Source organism: Methylobacterium currus (genome assembly GCF_003058325.1).
Classification (GTDB): Bacteria; Pseudomonadota; Alphaproteobacteria; order Rhizobiales; family Beijerinckiaceae; genus Methylobacterium; species Methylobacterium currus.
The window spans coordinates 5,772,812-5,788,090 of the sequence record NZ_CP028843.1; the positions used below are offsets into that span (position 1 = coordinate 5,772,812).

Consider the following 15,279-nt stretch of genomic DNA (forward strand, 5'->3'; position numbering starts at 1 on the left):
TCTCTCTCGCTTCGGCCTAGGTGAGGCCCGTCATCGAGCGAGGAATGCGTGTGATGGGCAGGCTGAGGATCGGGACGCTGCTGCTGGCCTTGAGCCTGGCCTTCTTGAGCCTGGCCTCCATGGGGCTCGCCTGGATCGCCCCGGCGCGGGCGCAGGAGCCCGTCCGGCAGGAGCTTGTCCGGCAGGAGCCTGTCCGGGTCGTGGCGACCTTCTCGATCCTCGGCGATCTTGTGCGCCAGGTCGGGGGTTCGCGGGTCGCCGTCACCACCCTGGTCGGGCCGAACGGCGATGCGCACAGCTTCGTGCCGGCCCCGGCCGACGCGCAGGCCGTGGCCGCCGCCCGGCTCGTGGTGGTCAACGGTCTCGGCTTCGAGGGCTGGATCGACCGGCTGATCAAGGCCTCGGGCACCAAGGCCACGGTCGTCGTCGCCGCAAAGGACATCGTCCCGATCGAGGAGGAGGACGAGGGCGGCGGTCACGGTCATGATCAGGGGCATTCCCAAGATCACGGGCATGCCCACGCCGCCGATCCCCATGCCTGGCAGAACGTCGCCAACACCAGGAGCTACGTCGCCACGATCCGTGACGGCCTCCTGAGCGTCGATCCCGAGGGAGCGGGGACCTACCAGGCCAACGCGGCCGCCTATCTGGCGCAGCTCGACGCCCTCGACGCGGAGGTGCGGACGGCGATCGCCGGCATCCCGGAGGCGCGCCGGCGCATCGTCACCACGCACGACGCCTTCGGCTACTTCGCGAAGGCCTACGGCCTGCGCTTCCTCGCCCCCCAGGGCGTGTCGAGCCAGAGCGAGGCCACCGCCCGCGACGTCGCCGCCATCGTGCGGCAGGTCCGCCGCGACAAGATCCCGGCGGTGTTTCTCGAAAACATCTCCGACCCGCGGCTGATGCAGCAGATCGCCCGCGAGAGCGGCGCCAGGGCGGGCGGCCGGGTCTTCTCCGACGCCCTGTCCGAGCCCGGCGGCCCGGCCCCGACCTATCTCGAGATGATCCGCCACAACGTGAAGGAGTTCGTGGCGGCGCTGAGCGGGTGAGGCCTTGGCCTCACCTCACGTCGAGCGTCAGGCTCCGGAACCGCTTGCCGTCCCGCGACTCCTCGCACGGCTTGCCGTCGGAGCCCAGGGCCTCGCCGTCGTCGCTCAGTACCTGGATCCGGTCGCCGGCCGGGCTGACCAGCAGGGCCTCGGGCTGGAAATCCGGGATCCCCGCGAAGGCCGCGGCGGCGCCCTCGACCCGGACCGGCCTGTCAGCCGGATCGCCCGACCAGCGATAGAGGTCGAACGGCTCGCCCCCGCCGCCGGCGCCACCCGCGAGGATCAGGTAGGCCCTGGCCTCCGGGGCGTAGGCGATGTCGCGGATGCCGCGGCCCTTGAGGTCCAGGGCGACCGGGGTGCCGAGGCGCGGGGCGGCGCCGGCGACCGCCTCGGCCGGGTTCTCCAGCGGCACCAGCAGGGCGTTCGCGTCGGTGTCGAGCGGGTTGCGCAGGCCGAGCCAGAGCGACGTCCCGTCCGGCCGCGGCGCCATTCCCTCGATGTTGAAACCCTTGCGCTTGGGGTCGAGGTCGTCCCGGGCCGGCACGTCGAGGCCGATCCGCGACGCGAAGAGCGGCGACAGGGCCGCGAAGGCCTGGGGCAGTCCCCTGACCGTGCCGCCCTTGGGGGTCAGGCTGGTCACGCCGCCCGATTCCGTCACCGTCAGCGCGGCGAGGCGGCCGCGGCCCGGGCTCTGCTTGCCGCCGTGCCGGCGGCTGTGCGACCCGAGCACGTAGAGGTCGGATCCGAGCCAGGTCGCGGATTCGAGGTCGGCCTTGCGGTCCTCGGGGGTGAGACCGAGATGGGCTGCGAGATCGGCGCCGCTCAGCGGCAGCGCGTCACCGCTGGCGCCGGCCCGGTAGAGCCCCATCACCGTCGATTCGTCGTCGACCACCAGGAACCGGTCGTTGACGCTGCCGCGCGGATAGGGCACCGCGCCCGAGGCCTCGCACATCCCGCGATGCTCCATGAGCGGGCCGATCGTCACCGGCTCGGCCGAGGCGGCGGGGACCGCCAGCGACGAGGCCAGGAGCGCGAGGAGCGGCAGGGGGCGGGACATCGGGAACTCCCACGGAGATGTTTCGAGATCCCACCCGCGATCTCATCCTGAGGTGCAAGCGTCAGCGAGCCTCGGAGGTGGGCTCCAGAAACCCGCGTGACTCCGGGTGGCTCCTTCGAGGCCCAACCGATCTCCGATCGGCCGGGCACCTCGGGATGAGGTCGCAGGGTGGGATGAATTGAAACTGGAACGGGTGGACCGACGAGGCTGACCGCCTCAACCCCCGGTCATCGGTGGGAAGAATGCCACCTCGCTCGCGCCGGCAAGCCTCGTCTCGGGCTTGGCATGGACCCGGTCGACGGCGGCGCGGACCACGCCGTCCGTCTCGAAGGCGTAGGCGTATTCCTCACCGCGGCCCCTCAGCCAGGCGACGAGGTCGGCGACGGTCGCCACCTCCTGCGGCAGGTCGAGGGTCTCTTCGGGGCGGCCGATCCGCTCGCGGACCCAGGCGAAGTAGACGAGCTTCATGGGGGGCTGCTCATCTCTCGTCGTCGATCACGTGGCGGATGCCGGAGCGCATGTAGTCGTAGCCGGTATAGAGGGTCAGTGCCGCGGCGAGCCACAGCAGGATCAGCCCGAGGGTGCCGTTGCCGGGGAGCACCCGCTCGCCGGCGGGGCCGGCGATCAGCACGCCGAGGGCCACGAGCTGCACCGCCGTCTTCCACTTGGCGACCCGGCTCACCGGCACGCCGACCTTCAGCTCGGCCAGGTACTCGCGCAGGCCCGAGACCAGGATCTCGCGGCACAGGATCACGATCGCGGCCCAGAGCGACCAGCCGCGGATCGTCCCGTCGGCGCAGAGCATCAGCAGGCTCGCGGCGACCAGGAGCTTGTCGGCGATCGGGTCGAGCATCCGCCCGAGCGCCGAGCTCTGGGAATAGGTGCGGGCGACATAGCCGTCGAGATAGTCGGTGATCGCCGCGGCGACGAAGACCGCGACGGCGATCCAGCGCGCCGTGTCGTCCTGTGGCCAGAACAGCAGCGCCACCACCACCGGGACCGCGACCAGACGGCCGTAGGTCAGGAGGTTGGCGAGGTTCAGGGCCGTCGAGCGGCGCCGGGGTACGACCACGTTCATCGCCATCGGTGAAACCATGCGGGAGGAGGGGGCGTCAACCGAGCCCGGCCCGGACTCGGCGTCACGCATCGGCGATTCGTCACGCATCGGCATGAAAGAAGTCGTAGACCGCCCGGGCCGTCGCGGCGTTGACGCCGGGCGTTCTGGCGAGATCCTCCAGCGCCGCCCGCTGGATCGCCTTCACCGTCCCGAAATGGTGCAAAAGGGCGCGCTTGCGGGTCGGCCCCACCCCCGGGATCTCGTCGAGGGGGTTTCGCACCATCTCGCGCTTGCGCTTGGCCCGGTGCGCCCCGATGGCGAAGCGGTGGGCCTCGTCGCGCAGGCGCTGGACGAAGTAGAGCGTCGGGTCCCGCGGCGGCAGGCGGAAGGGCGCCTGGCCGGGCACGAAGAAGGTCTCGCGCCCCGCATCCCGGTCGCGCCCCTTGGCGATGCCGACGAGCGGCACGTCGGTCACCCCGACTTCGTCGAGCGCCTTGCGGGCCGCCTCGAGCTGGCCCCGGCCGCCGTCGATCAGCACCAGGTCGGGCCAGGCCGGAAAAACGTCGGTGTCGGCCGGATCGGGCGCGGGCTCCGGCTCCGGCGGCCCGCCCTCGGCGGCGGCGATCGCGGCCTCGGCCTTCGTGCGGGGATGCTCCTTGACCAGGCGGGCGAAGCGGCGCTGCAGCACCTCGCGCATCATGCCGTAATCGTCGCCGGGCTTCACCTCCTCGGACTTGATGGTGAAGGTGCGGTAATGGGTCTTCATGAAGCCCGTCGGCCCGGCGACGATCATCGCGCCCACCGCGTTCGTCCCCATGATGTGCGAGTTGTCGTAGACCTCGATCCGCCGCGGCGCGGAGGCCAGCCCGAACGACGTGCCGAGCGCGGCGAGGAGCTTGCCCTGCGAGGCGGTGTCGGCGAGGCGCCGGGCCAACGCCTCGCGGGCGTTGCGGGCGGCGTAGTCGACGAGGTTCTTCCGTTCGCCGCGTTTCGGGGAATGGATCTCGACCCGGTTCTCGCCCCGGGTCGAAAGCGCAGCGGCCAGCAGCTCCGCATCCTCGATCTCGTGCGAGGTGAGCACCAGCCGGGGCGCCGGCTTGTCGTCGTAGAACTGGGCCAGGAACGAGGCCAGCACCTCGGCCGGCGTCATGCTGCGGTCGGCCTTCGGGAAATAGGCCCGGTTGCCCCAGTTCTGCCAGTTGCGGAAGAAGAAGACCTCGATGCAGAACTGGCCGGCCTGCTCGTCGAGGGCGAAGACGTCGGCCTCCTCGATCCCTTGCGTGTTCACGCCCTGCACGCCCTGGATGGCGGCGAGCGCGGCGATGCGGTCGCGGTAGCGCGCCGCCTTCTCGAACTCCCAGGCGTCGGAGGCGGCCTGCATCTCGGCGGCCATGCGCTCCTTCACGGCGTTGGACTTGCCGGACAGAAAGCCCCGCGCCTCCGCGGCGAGGCCGGCGTAATCCTCGACCGAGATCTCCTTGGTGCAAGGGCCCGAGCAGCGCTTGATCTGGTAGAGCAGGCAGGGCCTGGTGCGGTTCTCGAAGTAGCTGTCGGAGCAGGAGCGCAGGAGGAAGGCGCGCTGCAGCGCGTTGACCGTGCGGTTCACCGCCCAGACGCTGGCGAAGGGGCCGTAATAGTGGCCGGCCCGGCGTCGCGCCCCGCGATGCTTGACGAGCTGCGGCGCGTCGGTATCCGCGGTGAGCAGGATGTAGGGCAGGGACTTGTCGTCCCGCATCAGCACGTTGAAGCGGGGCTTCAGCTGCTTGATGAGGTTCGCTTCCAGCAGCAAGGCCTCGGTCTCGGTCGCCGTGGTGACGAACTCCATCGAGGCCGTCTCGGCGATCATCCGGGCGATGCGATTGGTGTGCGCCTGGCCGCGGGCGTAGGACCCGACCCGGTTCTTCAGGTTCTTCGCCTTGCCGACGTAGAGCACGTCGCCCTTGGCGTCGAACATCCGGTAGACGCCCGGCGAGGTCGGCAGGGTGGTCCAGAACCGGCGGATCACCGCGGTGCCGGCCTGGATCGCGCCTGCGCCGGCATCGAGGTCGAAGTCGATCTCGGGGGCGGTGTCGAGGGCGTCCACCGCCTCGTCGTCGTCCTCGATCGCGTCGAGGGCGTCGGGCGGCACGTCGTTCCCAGGCTGTCGGCTCATCCAGGCGATGTAGGCGGCCTTCCCGCTGCTGGAAAGACCGCGCCGGGGCGCTAAAAGGCCTCCCTTCAGCCCCGCGCCCGCGAAGGAGCGCCAAGTGACCCCTCACGCCGCATGACGCTTCACCCCTCATGACGCTTCGCGTTTGCCGGACGCCCCGGACCCCGCGTCTCCGGCGTGACCTGCCGGCCGTGCGGGTGGTCGAGAACGTCCTCTACCTGCCGCACAGCGAGGCGCGGGGCCAGCCTTCGGCCCTGTTCGATGCCGCGCGCCACTTCATCCCCGAGAGCGTGGATGTCCGCGGGAGCGGCACCACGCCATCCTGGCAGCGCACCGACTGGCCACAGGACTGGCCGGACGGCCCGCCGGCGAGCGTGGCCGAGGCGCCGGAGGAGACCTACCTCTTCCTCGGCGGGGCGCACCTGCATTACGGGCACTTCCTGGTCACCACCCTGCCGCGGTTCTGGCCGCTGCTGCGCGCTCAGGCCCCGGCGCCGGTCCTGTGCTACGCCCCGGCCCATCCCGCGTTGTGGCAGCCCTTCCGCTTCGCCGTTGACATCCTGGCGCTCCTCGGCCTCGACGTGCGCGACATCCACGCCTTCGAGGCGCCGATGCGCCTGCGCCGTGCGATCGTACCGGCTCCCGCGTTCCAGGAGGAAGGCTTCGCCCACACGGTCTTTCGCGACCTGTGCCGCGAGATCGGGGCCGGCTGCTACGCTCCGGACGAGGTCGATGCGGACGAAAGGCCGGCCTACCTCGCCAAGACGCGGCTGTCCGGCGGCGTGCGCCGCTTCGCGAACGAGGAGGCGGTGACGGAGATCCTGGCGCGGGAGGGCGTCGAGATCCTGCACCCGGAGGCGATGAGCTTTTCGGATCAAGTCCGGCTCTTCGCCCGTAGGCAGGTGGTCGCGGGCTCCCTCGGCTCGGCCCTGCACACCGCGCTCTTCGCGCCGTCCGGTCGTCGGGTGGTGGCGCTGAGCCCCGGCCCGCGGATCAACCCCACCTTCCTGCTCGTCGACGCCCTATGCGGCAATGCCGTCGCCTATCTCCACCAGCCCGGCACGGCTGAGACCGAGCCGGGGGCCTTCGGCAGCCAGCAGACCCTCACCGATCCGCGGGCCGCCGCCGACGGGTTGCTGCGGCGGATGGACAGGATGCGGGCTGCCTCGGCTCCCGGGCGGGGTGTGCTGTCGGCGGCGTGGTCGCGGCTGGGCCGGATGGCCGGGCGGGGGCGGACTTAGCGTTTGCGATCCATTCCGCTCCGGACTTCCTTCGCCCGAGGCCGCCATGGCCGTGAACCGCGTCGACCGGCCTGATTTTCCAGCGACGATGCCGACATCCTCCGAGTCATCCCGGGTTCTCGCCTTCGGCGCGCCCCGGGATGACGACGGAGGGTTCGAAATTCGTCGGGTGGACGAAACAGATCTCTTGGAAAAAATATCGCTTGGCAAGACGACCTCTTGGCAAGCCGATTTCTTGGCCAGCCGACCTCTTGGCAGGCCGATGCAAGCCGATCTTTCGGCTCGCGGCGGGCTCGACCACGAATCCGGGCTGGCTCATGAAGCCCGGACCCTCGACGCCCATCGCCCCGATCGTCAGTCGAACAGCGCGTCGATATCGTTCTGGTCGACGTGGCCAGGATCCTCGTCGAGCTTCGGTCCGTTGAGCAGGCTGCTCTCGTCGTCGATGCTGACCCCGGCGCGCTCGCCGATGAGGTCCTTGAAGGCCTCGAGCCCGCCCCAGGCCTCGATCATCCGGTCGATGTGGTCCTCGACGAACTTCAGCACGCTGACGATCTTGCTGATGCGCTGGCCGGTCAGGTCCTGGAAGTTGCAGGCCTCGTAGAGCACCACGGTGCGCTCGAGGATCGTGTCGACGTCGGAATGATCCTTCAGGCCGCCGTTCGAGCGCAGCATGGAGGCATGGGTCTCGATGTCCTCGACCGCAGCCAGGATTGCGGTGGTGGCCCGCTCGGTGGCGTCGACCACGGCGTCCAGCTCGCCGGCGGCCCGGCGCACGCCCTTGCCGTCGAAATCCTGCCGGTGCAGCACGGCGATCTCGTGCTTGGTCCGTCCGATCGCCGCCTTCATCACGTCGAGCTCGGTGCGCATGCCGTAGATCTCGGCCATCTCCCGCCGGCAGGCGTCGATCACGTCGCCGGTGGTGGAGGCGGTGAGCCGCTTGAGCTCGTTGACCGTCGCCAGGATCTCGGAGATCCGGTCGTCGTTGACCGAGGACGGCGGAGCCGCCGCCACCTCGACGGGAGCATAGGCAACGCCGAGACTGTCCTCGATGCGGAAGCGCTTGTTCTTCATGGGTCCGAGAGAGCCTGCAACCGCGGCCGCATCGCACGGCCCACGCCGGCCAATGTCCCCAAGATTGATTGCGAATTGCTGAATGCCTGCCAGGGCGCGCGGACGCGGTGACGAAGGATTCACGATGCGGATGAATTAACAATTTGCTGCAGGGATTTAGCGAAACGCTCACCACGTTCCTTCACCGTCCGGTCCCGGGCGTCCTGCTCTGCTGCCGCCATCGCCGGTGGTCGGCGGAGGGTCGGGGACGGTTGCGATGGTGGTGCGCGGGATGGTGCTGGCCGGGGTGATCGCGGCCGGTCTCGGGGCGGGTCCCGGAACTCTGCCGGCCCAGGCGCAAGGGGTTCCGGGACCCTATGGCGGCGGCTTCATCGAGTACCTGATGACCGGGCAGGACCCGGCTGCGGTGGCTCGCCCTCTGCGCCCGGCCCCGGTCGCCCCGGACGGCACGATCCTGGCGGGCCGTGGCTACCGGCAAGCCGGCTATGCAGCCGACGCCTACGGCGGGCAACGTCCGGCCTATGCCCGCACCGTGGGCTACACGGCCGCCGGTTCGTCGGGCGCGCAGATCGGCTACGCCCCGGTCGTGCCCGGACAATACCCGCATTCCGGCGACCCGGTGCCGGCCCAGGCCTACCCCTCCCAGGCCTATCCCTCCCAAGCCTATCCCTCCCAAGCCTATCCCTCCCAAGCCTACCCGCCCCCGGCCCCGCAGGCCTACGCGCCCGATCCGTTCGAGGCGCCCCGCGGCCGCCCGGTGCCGATGCCCGAGGCTCGCGAGGAGGGGATCGGCCGGGCGATCGACCCGCGCTTCCAGCGCCAGGAGGTCGCCTATGACGGCGGGCACCGGCCCGGCACCATCGTGATCGATACGCCGTCGCGCTTCCTCTACCTGGTCCAGCCCGGGGGGCGGGCCCTGCGCTACGGCATCGGCGTCGGGCGGCCGGGCTTCACCTGGTCGGGGATGAAGACGGTCAGCGCCAAGCGCGAATGGCCGGACTGGACCCCGCCCGCCGAGATGCTGCGCCGCCGCCCCGACCTGCCGCGCCACATGGCCGGCGGCCCCGCCAACCCGCTCGGCGCCCGCGCCCTCTATCTCGGCTCGTCGCTCTACCGCATCCACGGCACCAACGAGCCGCACACGATCGGCCAGTCGGTCTCCTCGGGCTGCATCCGGATGATGAACGAGGACGTGATGGATCTCTACGAGCGCGTGCCGGTCGGTGCCCGCGTGCAGGTGATCTGACGGGAAGGTGATCTGATACCGCGGCGCCTTCGAACGAACTCGTTCGACGGCGCTGGCCAAGCCCGAATGGGCGCCGGCGCTGATGCTCCGGACGCCTTTGCCTCGATACGTCGATGCGAAGGTACGATGGCATGAGACGCGAAAGGCCCCGCCGCGTCGCCGCGGCGAGGCCCTTCAGGACCGGCGTGACGCGCGGTCAGACCCAGTCGTCGCTGCCGCCGTCGCCCATGTCGCCGTCGAAGGAGGCGTCCTGGAAGCCGGCATCGTCGCCGCCGAGCGGGGCACCGAAATCTTCGCTGCCGCCCTGGTTGCCGAAGTAGTTGTTCTCCACGACGGTCTCACCGCCCGCTCCCGCCGCGCCGGCGCCGCCGAGGCCCGCCATGCTGCCCAGCGAGGAGTGGCCGCCCGCGAAGGCGTTGCTGAGCGCGCTGCCGAGCAGCATGCCGCCGGCCGCGCCCGCCGCCATCGGCAGCGCCGTGGCGAGGAAGCCGCCGCCGCGCTGCTGCGGCGCCTGCGGCTGGCCGCCCCAGGGACCGCCCTGCTGCGGGCCACCGTAGCCGGGCTGCTGCGGCGGGTAGCCTTGCGGGCCGCCATAGCCGGGCTGCGGCTGGCCGTAGCCGCCGCCCTGGTTGCCCCAGGCGCCGGCACGCTGCGGCGGCTGCTGCGGCTCGGGCCGCGAACCGCCGCCGAAGATGCTGGAGAAGAAGCCGCCTCCGCCGGATCCTTGCCCCGCACCCTGGCCGCCGCGCTGCGCCTCCGCCCGGGCCTGCTCGAGCTGCTGGTTGAGGCTCTTGATCGCCTCTTCCTGCACGTAGACGAGCTGCGCCAGGGCGTAGGGGGCGTAGGGCTGGGCGCGGATCTTGTCGGCGATGAAGCGCTCCGCGTCGGCATCGCGGGGCTGCTGCGCGGCCTGCTCCAGTCGCTGGAATATGCCGTTGATGACGTCGCGTTCTTCGCTGTTCATGGAGCCGTACTCCTTCGGTTGCCGGCGGGCGGGCCCGGCCCGGCGCCCACGAGATGGGAGGGGGGCCGGCATTTGTCACGGGGAGGCAACGCCCGAGCGGGGCATTTTCGCCTACCGACTGCATTACGTTTTCGACAGGTCGTCTCATCCCGGGATGCGGGGATGACCGTCGCGGGCTGCGCCGGCGCGCCGGCTTTCTGGCGCCCGCATCCCCTGTTAAGGGGGGGCCGAAGACGCGGCACGTGCGGATGCCCGCGGGAGGAAAGCTGATGGATCGCAAGACGGTCGGTGGCGTGTCGGTGGCCTCGGTGCTGCACGATTTCGTGGTGGAGGAAGCCCTGCCGGGGACCGGGATCAGCCCGGAGGCCTTCTGGAACGGCCTGTCGGCCATCGTGCGCGACTTAAGCCCCCGCAACCGCGCCCTGCTCGAGATCCGCGACGCGATCCAGGCGAAGATCGATGCCTGGCACCGCGAGCGGGTCGGCAAGCCCGTGGACGAGGCGGCCTACAAGGCCTTCCTCACCGAGATCGGCTACCTGCTGCCCGATCCGGGCCCGGTCCAGGTGCGCACCGACAACGTCGACGACGAGATCGCCACCATCGCGGGCCCGCAGCTCGTCGTGCCGACCTCGAATGCCCGCTACGCGCTCAACGCCGCCAATGCCCGCTGGGGCTCGCTCTACGACGCGCTCTACGGCACCGACGCGGTGTCGGAGGAGGGCGGGGCGACCCGCGGCGGCGGCTACAACCGCACCCGCGGCGCCCGGGTGGTGGCCCGCGCCCGCGCCTTCCTCGACCGCACCCTGCCGCTCGCCGGCGGCCGCCACGCCGACGTGGTGACCTACGCGGTGGAGAACGGCCAGCTCGTCGGCAACATGAATACCGGCGACACGATCCCGCTCGCCCGGCCGGAGGCGTTTGCCGGCTATCGCGGGAAGGCCACCTCGCCGAGCGCGCTGCTGCTGCGCCACAACGGCCTGCACGTCGAGATCGTCCTCGACCGCACCCACCGCATCGGCCGCTTCGACGCCGCCGGCGTCGCCGACGTGCTGGTCGAATCCGCGGTCTCGACCATCATGGACCTCGAGGATTCGGTCGCGGCGGTCGATGCCGACGACAAGGTCGTGGTCTACCGCAACTGGCTCGGCCTGATGAACGGCACCCTCTCGGCCCCGGTCGAGAAGGACGGCCGCCGCTTCGAGCGCAAGCTCAACCCCGACCGGACCTACACCGCCCCCGACGGCCAGGGCGAGGTGAGCGTACCCGGCCGCTCGCTGATGCTGGTGCGCAATGTCGGCCACCACATGTTCACGGATGCGGTGCTCGACGAATCCGGTGCCGAGGTGCCGGAGGGCATCCTGGACGCCGCAATCACGGCGCTGATCGCGATCCACGACCTCAAGAGCACGTCCGGCCTCCGCAACAGCCGCCGCGGCTCGGTCTACATCGTCAAGCCGAAGATGCATGGGCCCGAGGAGGTCGCCTTCGCGGTCGAGCTGTTCACCCGCGTCGAGGCGATGCTGGGGTTGAAGCCCAACACCCTCAAGATGGGCATCATGGACGAGGAGCGCCGCACCACGGTCAACCTCGCCGCCTGCATCAAGGCGGCGGCGGAGCGGGTGGTGTTCATCAATACCGGCTTCCTCGACCGCACCGGCGACGAGATCCACACCTCGATGGAGGCCGGCCCGGTCATCCGCAAGAACGACATGAAGGGCACGCCCTGGATCAAGGGCTACGAGGAGAACAACGTCGATGTGGGCCTGGCCTGCGGTCTGCTCGGCCGGGCGCAGATCGGCAAGGGGATGTGGGCGGCACCCGACGCCATGGCCGACATGCTGATGCAGAAGGGCGCCCACCCGAAGGCCGGGGCCAGCACCGCCTGGGTGCCCTCGCCGACCGCCGCGACCCTGCACGCGCTGCACTATCACGAGATCGACGTGAAGGCCCGCCAGCAGGAACTGGCGCGCCGGCCGCGCCAGGCGCTCGACGAGATCCTGCAGATCCCGCTCGCCCGCTCGAACTTCGCCCCCGACGACGTCCAGCAGGAGATCGACAACAACGTCCAGAGCATTCTGGGCTACGTCGTGCGCTGGATCGACCAGGGCGTCGGCTGCTCCAAGGTGCCGGACATCCACGACGTCGCCCTGATGGAGGACCGGGCGACGCTGCGCATCTCGTCCCAGCACATCGCCAACTGGCTGCACCACGGCGTGGTCTCCGAGTCGGAGGTCATGGAGACGATGAAGCGCATGGCGAAGGTGGTCGACCGCCAGAATGCCGGCGACCCGCTCTATCGCCCGATGGCGCCGGGCTTCGACGGACCCGCCTTCCAGGCGGCCTGCGACCTGGTGTTCAAGGGCCGCGTCCAGCCGAACGGCTACACCGAGTACGTGCTGCACGCGCGCCGGCGCGAGGCCAAGGCCGCGGGCGCGCCGGCCTGAGGCGAGACGGGGAGGGGCGTCCGGCGTCTTCGGCCGGACGCCCCCTCGATGTCCGCCATGATTGGGGGGCTGCCTCGATGTGGTCCCTCCAAGACCCGGCGCAATGTGGTCGATCGCTCTTGAATCTTTCATGGTGAGTCCCGAAAGATCCCGGGCCCGAAAGGGCACGGCGGGCAATCCGGAACGACTGATCCGGTTTGACTGATCGACAATATTGGCATCCTCGGCGTCATTCCGGTCTGCGCTGCGCGGCCCTGGAATGACGCGCGCAGGATCGATTTCGTTGCAGCTGGCGAGACTGGCTCTCACCGCTTCGGAACGAAGCGGACACTATCCCGCTCCCCCTTTCCACTTGCGCTTCATGATGCCGGATCGAGATTTCGCGTCTCGGGAATGACGGGCAGGTTGGCGAAATAGGTTATTGGGCGCACGCTTGGTTTATGGCTGCGTCGATCAAGATCCGATGTTCCTGTCTATGAGAATTCGTTTGATCGGTTGCATCGATCAAGCTGGCAGACAGTCCGACATCTCTCTGCATCATGCCAAGTTCCGCTGCACGGCTCCGGGATGATGCAGAGGGCTGCACGACGGTTGGCCAATTCAAGCAGGCTCCGATGCATGCCACGAGAGCCACAATTGCAAGCTGCAATGCTCATGTCGATTTGGCATTATTATAAATAATAAATATCATCGTCATGTATTCGAGTGTTGCGCCTTGTCGCACCCGATGCGATACGACCATCCATTCCCTAGGGCGAACGACGATCGGACCATGAAACATGGTCCGACGACGCCCTGTGAGCTGGGCTCGTCGGCATGAAACAGGCACGACATCGTCGCATCGGCAGATCATGCGGGGCGATCGCTGCGACATTCATCTGGCTCGCGGATCACGCCGGAGCGGCGCGGGCCGAGGAGGCGACCGACATCCGGCTCGACGAGATCGCGGTCTCCGGACCGGCGGCCCCCCCCGGGATCGTGCCGGCCTATGCCGGCGGGCAGGTCGCTAGGGGCGGACGGCTCGGCCTCCTCGGCAATACCGAGACGACGAAGTCTCCGTTCAGCGTCAGCAGCTACACCGAGACGTTGATCCGCGACCGGCAGGCCCGGACGGCCTCCGAGGCGCTCGCCCTCGATCCGTCCGTGCGCGGCACGCAGACGACGGGCGCCCCGTTCGACTCGTTCGCGATCCGCGGCTTTCCGATCAACGAGAACACCAGCGGCGAGTTCGCCTTCGAGGGGGTGTACGGCGTCGCCCCGAGCTTCCGCGTCTTCACCGACTATGCCGAGCGCATCGAGGTCCTGAAGGGACCCTCCGCCGCGCTCTCCGGCGTCGCCCCCAATGGCGGCATCGGCGGCGTCATCAACATCGTGCCCAAGCGCGCCGGCGAGGACCTCACACGCTTGTCCCTCGATTACGGCTCGGTGGCGCAAGGCGGCGGCCAGATCGACGTCGCCCGGCGCTACGGCCAGAACCGGGAATGGGGCGCGCGCCTCGTCGGCAGCCTGCGCGGCGGCGACACGCCGATCGACCGGCAATCCGAGACCACCGGCGTCGGGGCGCTCGCCCTCGACTACCAGGGCGAGCGGTTCCGGGCGTGGCTCTACCTGCTGGCCCAGACCGACCGCTTCACCGCTCCCTTGCGCCCGTTCCTTCTCCGGGCCGGCGTGCCGGTCCCGAGGGCGCCGAACGGCCGCCGCAACCTCACCCAGCCCTGGGAATACTCGGATATCGACGATCGCGGCGGCCTGCTGCGGCTGGAATACGACCTCACCGACCGGGTCACCCTGTTCGGCGATCTCGGCGGCGCGCAGACCGGGGTCGAGCGTTACTTCGCCTCGGCCCCGACCATCGTCAACGCGCGCGGCGACACCACCACCACCCCTCAATTCTACAGCCTCGGCGTCGACCGCCTCACCATCGATGGCGGCCTGCGCGCCCGGTTCGACACCGGCTTCGTCCGCCACGCCCTCGTCATGCAGGCCTCCCGCTACGCCGAGGACACCGCCCGCCGGCTTCCCGCCGGCACCGGGACCTATCGGTCGAACCTCTACGATCCCATCCTGGTCCCGACCCTCGCCCCGCCGGCGATCACCTCGCGGCCACGCCTCTCCGACAGCACGCTGACGGGCCTGTCGGTGGCCGACACGCTGTCGGTCCTCGACGACCGCGTCCTGCTCACCCTCGGCCTGCGCCGGCAGGGCATCGAGGCGCATAACTACGTCCCGAATGTCGGCACCCTGGCCTCCGCCTACGACAAGAGCGCCACGAGTCCCCTGGTCGGTCTCGTGGTGCGGCCGTGGGAGAGCGTGTCGTTCTTCGTCAATTCCATCGAGGGCCTGAGCCGGGGCGACGTCGCCCCGGCCACGGCGACCAATGCCGGCGAGATCCTGGCGCCCACCGTGGCGCATCAGGTCGAGGCCGGCATCAAGGTGGATGCGGGCACGATCGGCGCGACGTTCAGCGCCTTCCAGATCACGCGGCCGATCGGGGAGCTCAGCCTCCAGCGCCGCTTCGCGCAGACCGGCGAGCAGCAGGTCAGCGGGCTCGAATTCAGCGTCTACGGCGAGATCACCCCGCAGGCCCGGCTCCTCGGCGGCCTGACGCTGCTCGACGGCGTGCTCACCCGGACCGCGACCGCCGCCAATGTCGGCCACGTACCGATCGGGGTGCCGCGGGTGCAGCTCAATCTCGGCGCCGAGTGGGATCTGCCCGGGGTGCCGGGCCTGACCCTGACCGGCGCCGTCATCTATACCGGCCGCCAGTTCGTCGACACCGCGAACACCCAGGCCCTGCCGGACTGGGCGCGCCTCGATCTCGGCCTGCGCTACGCGACCGTGATCGAGGGCCGCAAGACGACGTTCCGGGCGAACGTGCTAAACGTCACCGGGGCGAATTACTGGACTGGGGTAGCCTCGTTCGGCACCTTCTTCCAGGGCGCGCCGCGCACCTACCTGCTGTCGATGTCGGTCGACCTGTGACGGGCGCGGCGTGAAC

General features: G+C 70.0%; 12 protein-coding genes. 5 read left to right on the plus strand and 7 right to left on the minus strand.

Annotated elements, in window-relative coordinates:
• Positions 1 to 53 precede the first annotated feature (53 nt).
• Complete coding sequence (locus DA075_RS26555; RefSeq protein ID WP_099955778.1) at positions 54 to 1,049, plus strand: metal ABC transporter solute-binding protein, Zn/Mn family; 996 nt, start codon at positions 54 to 56, stop codon at positions 1,047 to 1,049.
• A 10-nt stretch (positions 1,050 to 1,059) separates the two neighbouring features.
• On the opposite strand, the gene DA075_RS26560 is transcribed toward DA075_RS26555, so the two are convergent.
• From DA075_RS26560 to uvrC, 4 genes are all read right to left on the minus strand, one after another.
• A complete protein-coding gene (locus DA075_RS26560; protein WP_099955779.1) occupies positions 1,060 to 2,106 on the minus strand; it encodes a DUF3616 domain-containing protein in 1,047 nt (348 codons plus the stop codon).
• A 216-nt stretch (positions 2,107 to 2,322) separates the two neighbouring features.
• The gene (gene moaD / locus DA075_RS26565) at positions 2,323 to 2,574 is read right to left on the minus strand and encodes a molybdopterin converting factor subunit 1 (RefSeq protein ID WP_099955780.1); all 252 of its coding nucleotides are present in this window, start codon (positions 2,572 to 2,574) and stop codon (positions 2,323 to 2,325) included.
• 10 nt (positions 2,575 to 2,584) lie between these two features.
• On the minus strand, positions 2,585 to 3,184 hold the full coding sequence (gene pgsA / locus DA075_RS26570) for a CDP-diacylglycerol--glycerol-3-phosphate 3-phosphatidyltransferase (RefSeq protein WP_099956825.1): 600 nt from the start codon (positions 3,182 to 3,184) through the stop codon (positions 2,585 to 2,587).
• Between the two features lie 79 nt (positions 3,185 to 3,263).
• Complete coding sequence (uvrC, locus tag DA075_RS26575) at positions 3,264 to 5,315, minus strand: excinuclease ABC subunit UvrC (protein WP_099955781.1); 2,052 nt, start codon at positions 5,313 to 5,315, stop codon at positions 3,264 to 3,266.
• Between the two features lie 128 nt (positions 5,316 to 5,443).
• Here uvrC and DA075_RS26580 point away from each other — a divergent pair, with 128 nt between their 5' ends.
• Positions 5,444 to 6,553 (plus strand): glycosyltransferase family 61 protein, encoded by a 1,110-nt coding sequence (locus DA075_RS26580; protein WP_099955782.1) that lies wholly within the window; start codon positions 5,444 to 5,446, stop codon positions 6,551 to 6,553.
• Positions 6,554 to 6,659: 106 nt separating this feature from the next.
• On the opposite strand, the gene DA075_RS36110 is transcribed toward DA075_RS26580, so the two are convergent.
• On the minus strand, positions 6,660 to 6,896 hold the full coding sequence (locus DA075_RS36110) for a hypothetical protein (protein WP_123834436.1): 237 nt from the start codon (positions 6,894 to 6,896) through the stop codon (positions 6,660 to 6,662).
• Positions 6,897 to 6,907: 11 nt separating this feature from the next.
• Positions 6,908 to 7,627 (minus strand): chemotaxis protein, encoded by a 720-nt coding sequence (locus tag DA075_RS26585; protein WP_099955783.1) that lies wholly within the window; start codon positions 7,625 to 7,627, stop codon positions 6,908 to 6,910.
• 256 nt (positions 7,628 to 7,883) lie between these two features.
• Here DA075_RS26585 and DA075_RS26590 point away from each other — a divergent pair, with 256 nt between their 5' ends.
• Positions 7,884 to 8,873 carry a L,D-transpeptidase gene (locus DA075_RS26590; RefSeq protein WP_331254755.1) on the plus strand — a complete coding sequence of 330 codons (990 nt, stop codon included), beginning with the start codon at positions 7,884 to 7,886 and terminating at the stop codon, positions 8,871 to 8,873.
• 196 nt (positions 8,874 to 9,069) lie between these two features.
• Here the strand turns inward: DA075_RS26590 and DA075_RS26595 are convergent, their stop codons facing one another.
• Positions 9,070 to 9,837, minus strand: coding sequence for a DUF2076 domain-containing protein (locus DA075_RS26595; protein WP_099955784.1), 768 nt, complete (start codon positions 9,835 to 9,837; stop codon positions 9,070 to 9,072).
• A gap of 269 nt (positions 9,838 to 10,106) precedes the next feature.
• Here DA075_RS26595 and DA075_RS26600 point away from each other — a divergent pair, with 269 nt between their 5' ends.
• Together DA075_RS26600 and DA075_RS26605 are read left to right on the plus strand one after the other, a co-directional pair.
• Entirely contained in the window at positions 10,107 to 12,281 is a 2,175-nt protein-coding gene (locus tag DA075_RS26600; protein WP_099955785.1) for a malate synthase G, read from the plus strand.
• Between the two features lie 816 nt (positions 12,282 to 13,097).
• Positions 13,098 to 15,263: a TonB-dependent receptor gene (locus DA075_RS26605; RefSeq protein ID WP_099955786.1), complete on the plus strand. Its 2,166-nt coding sequence runs from the start codon at positions 13,098 to 13,100 to the stop codon at positions 15,261 to 15,263.
• Positions 15,264 to 15,279: the final 16 nt, after the last annotated feature.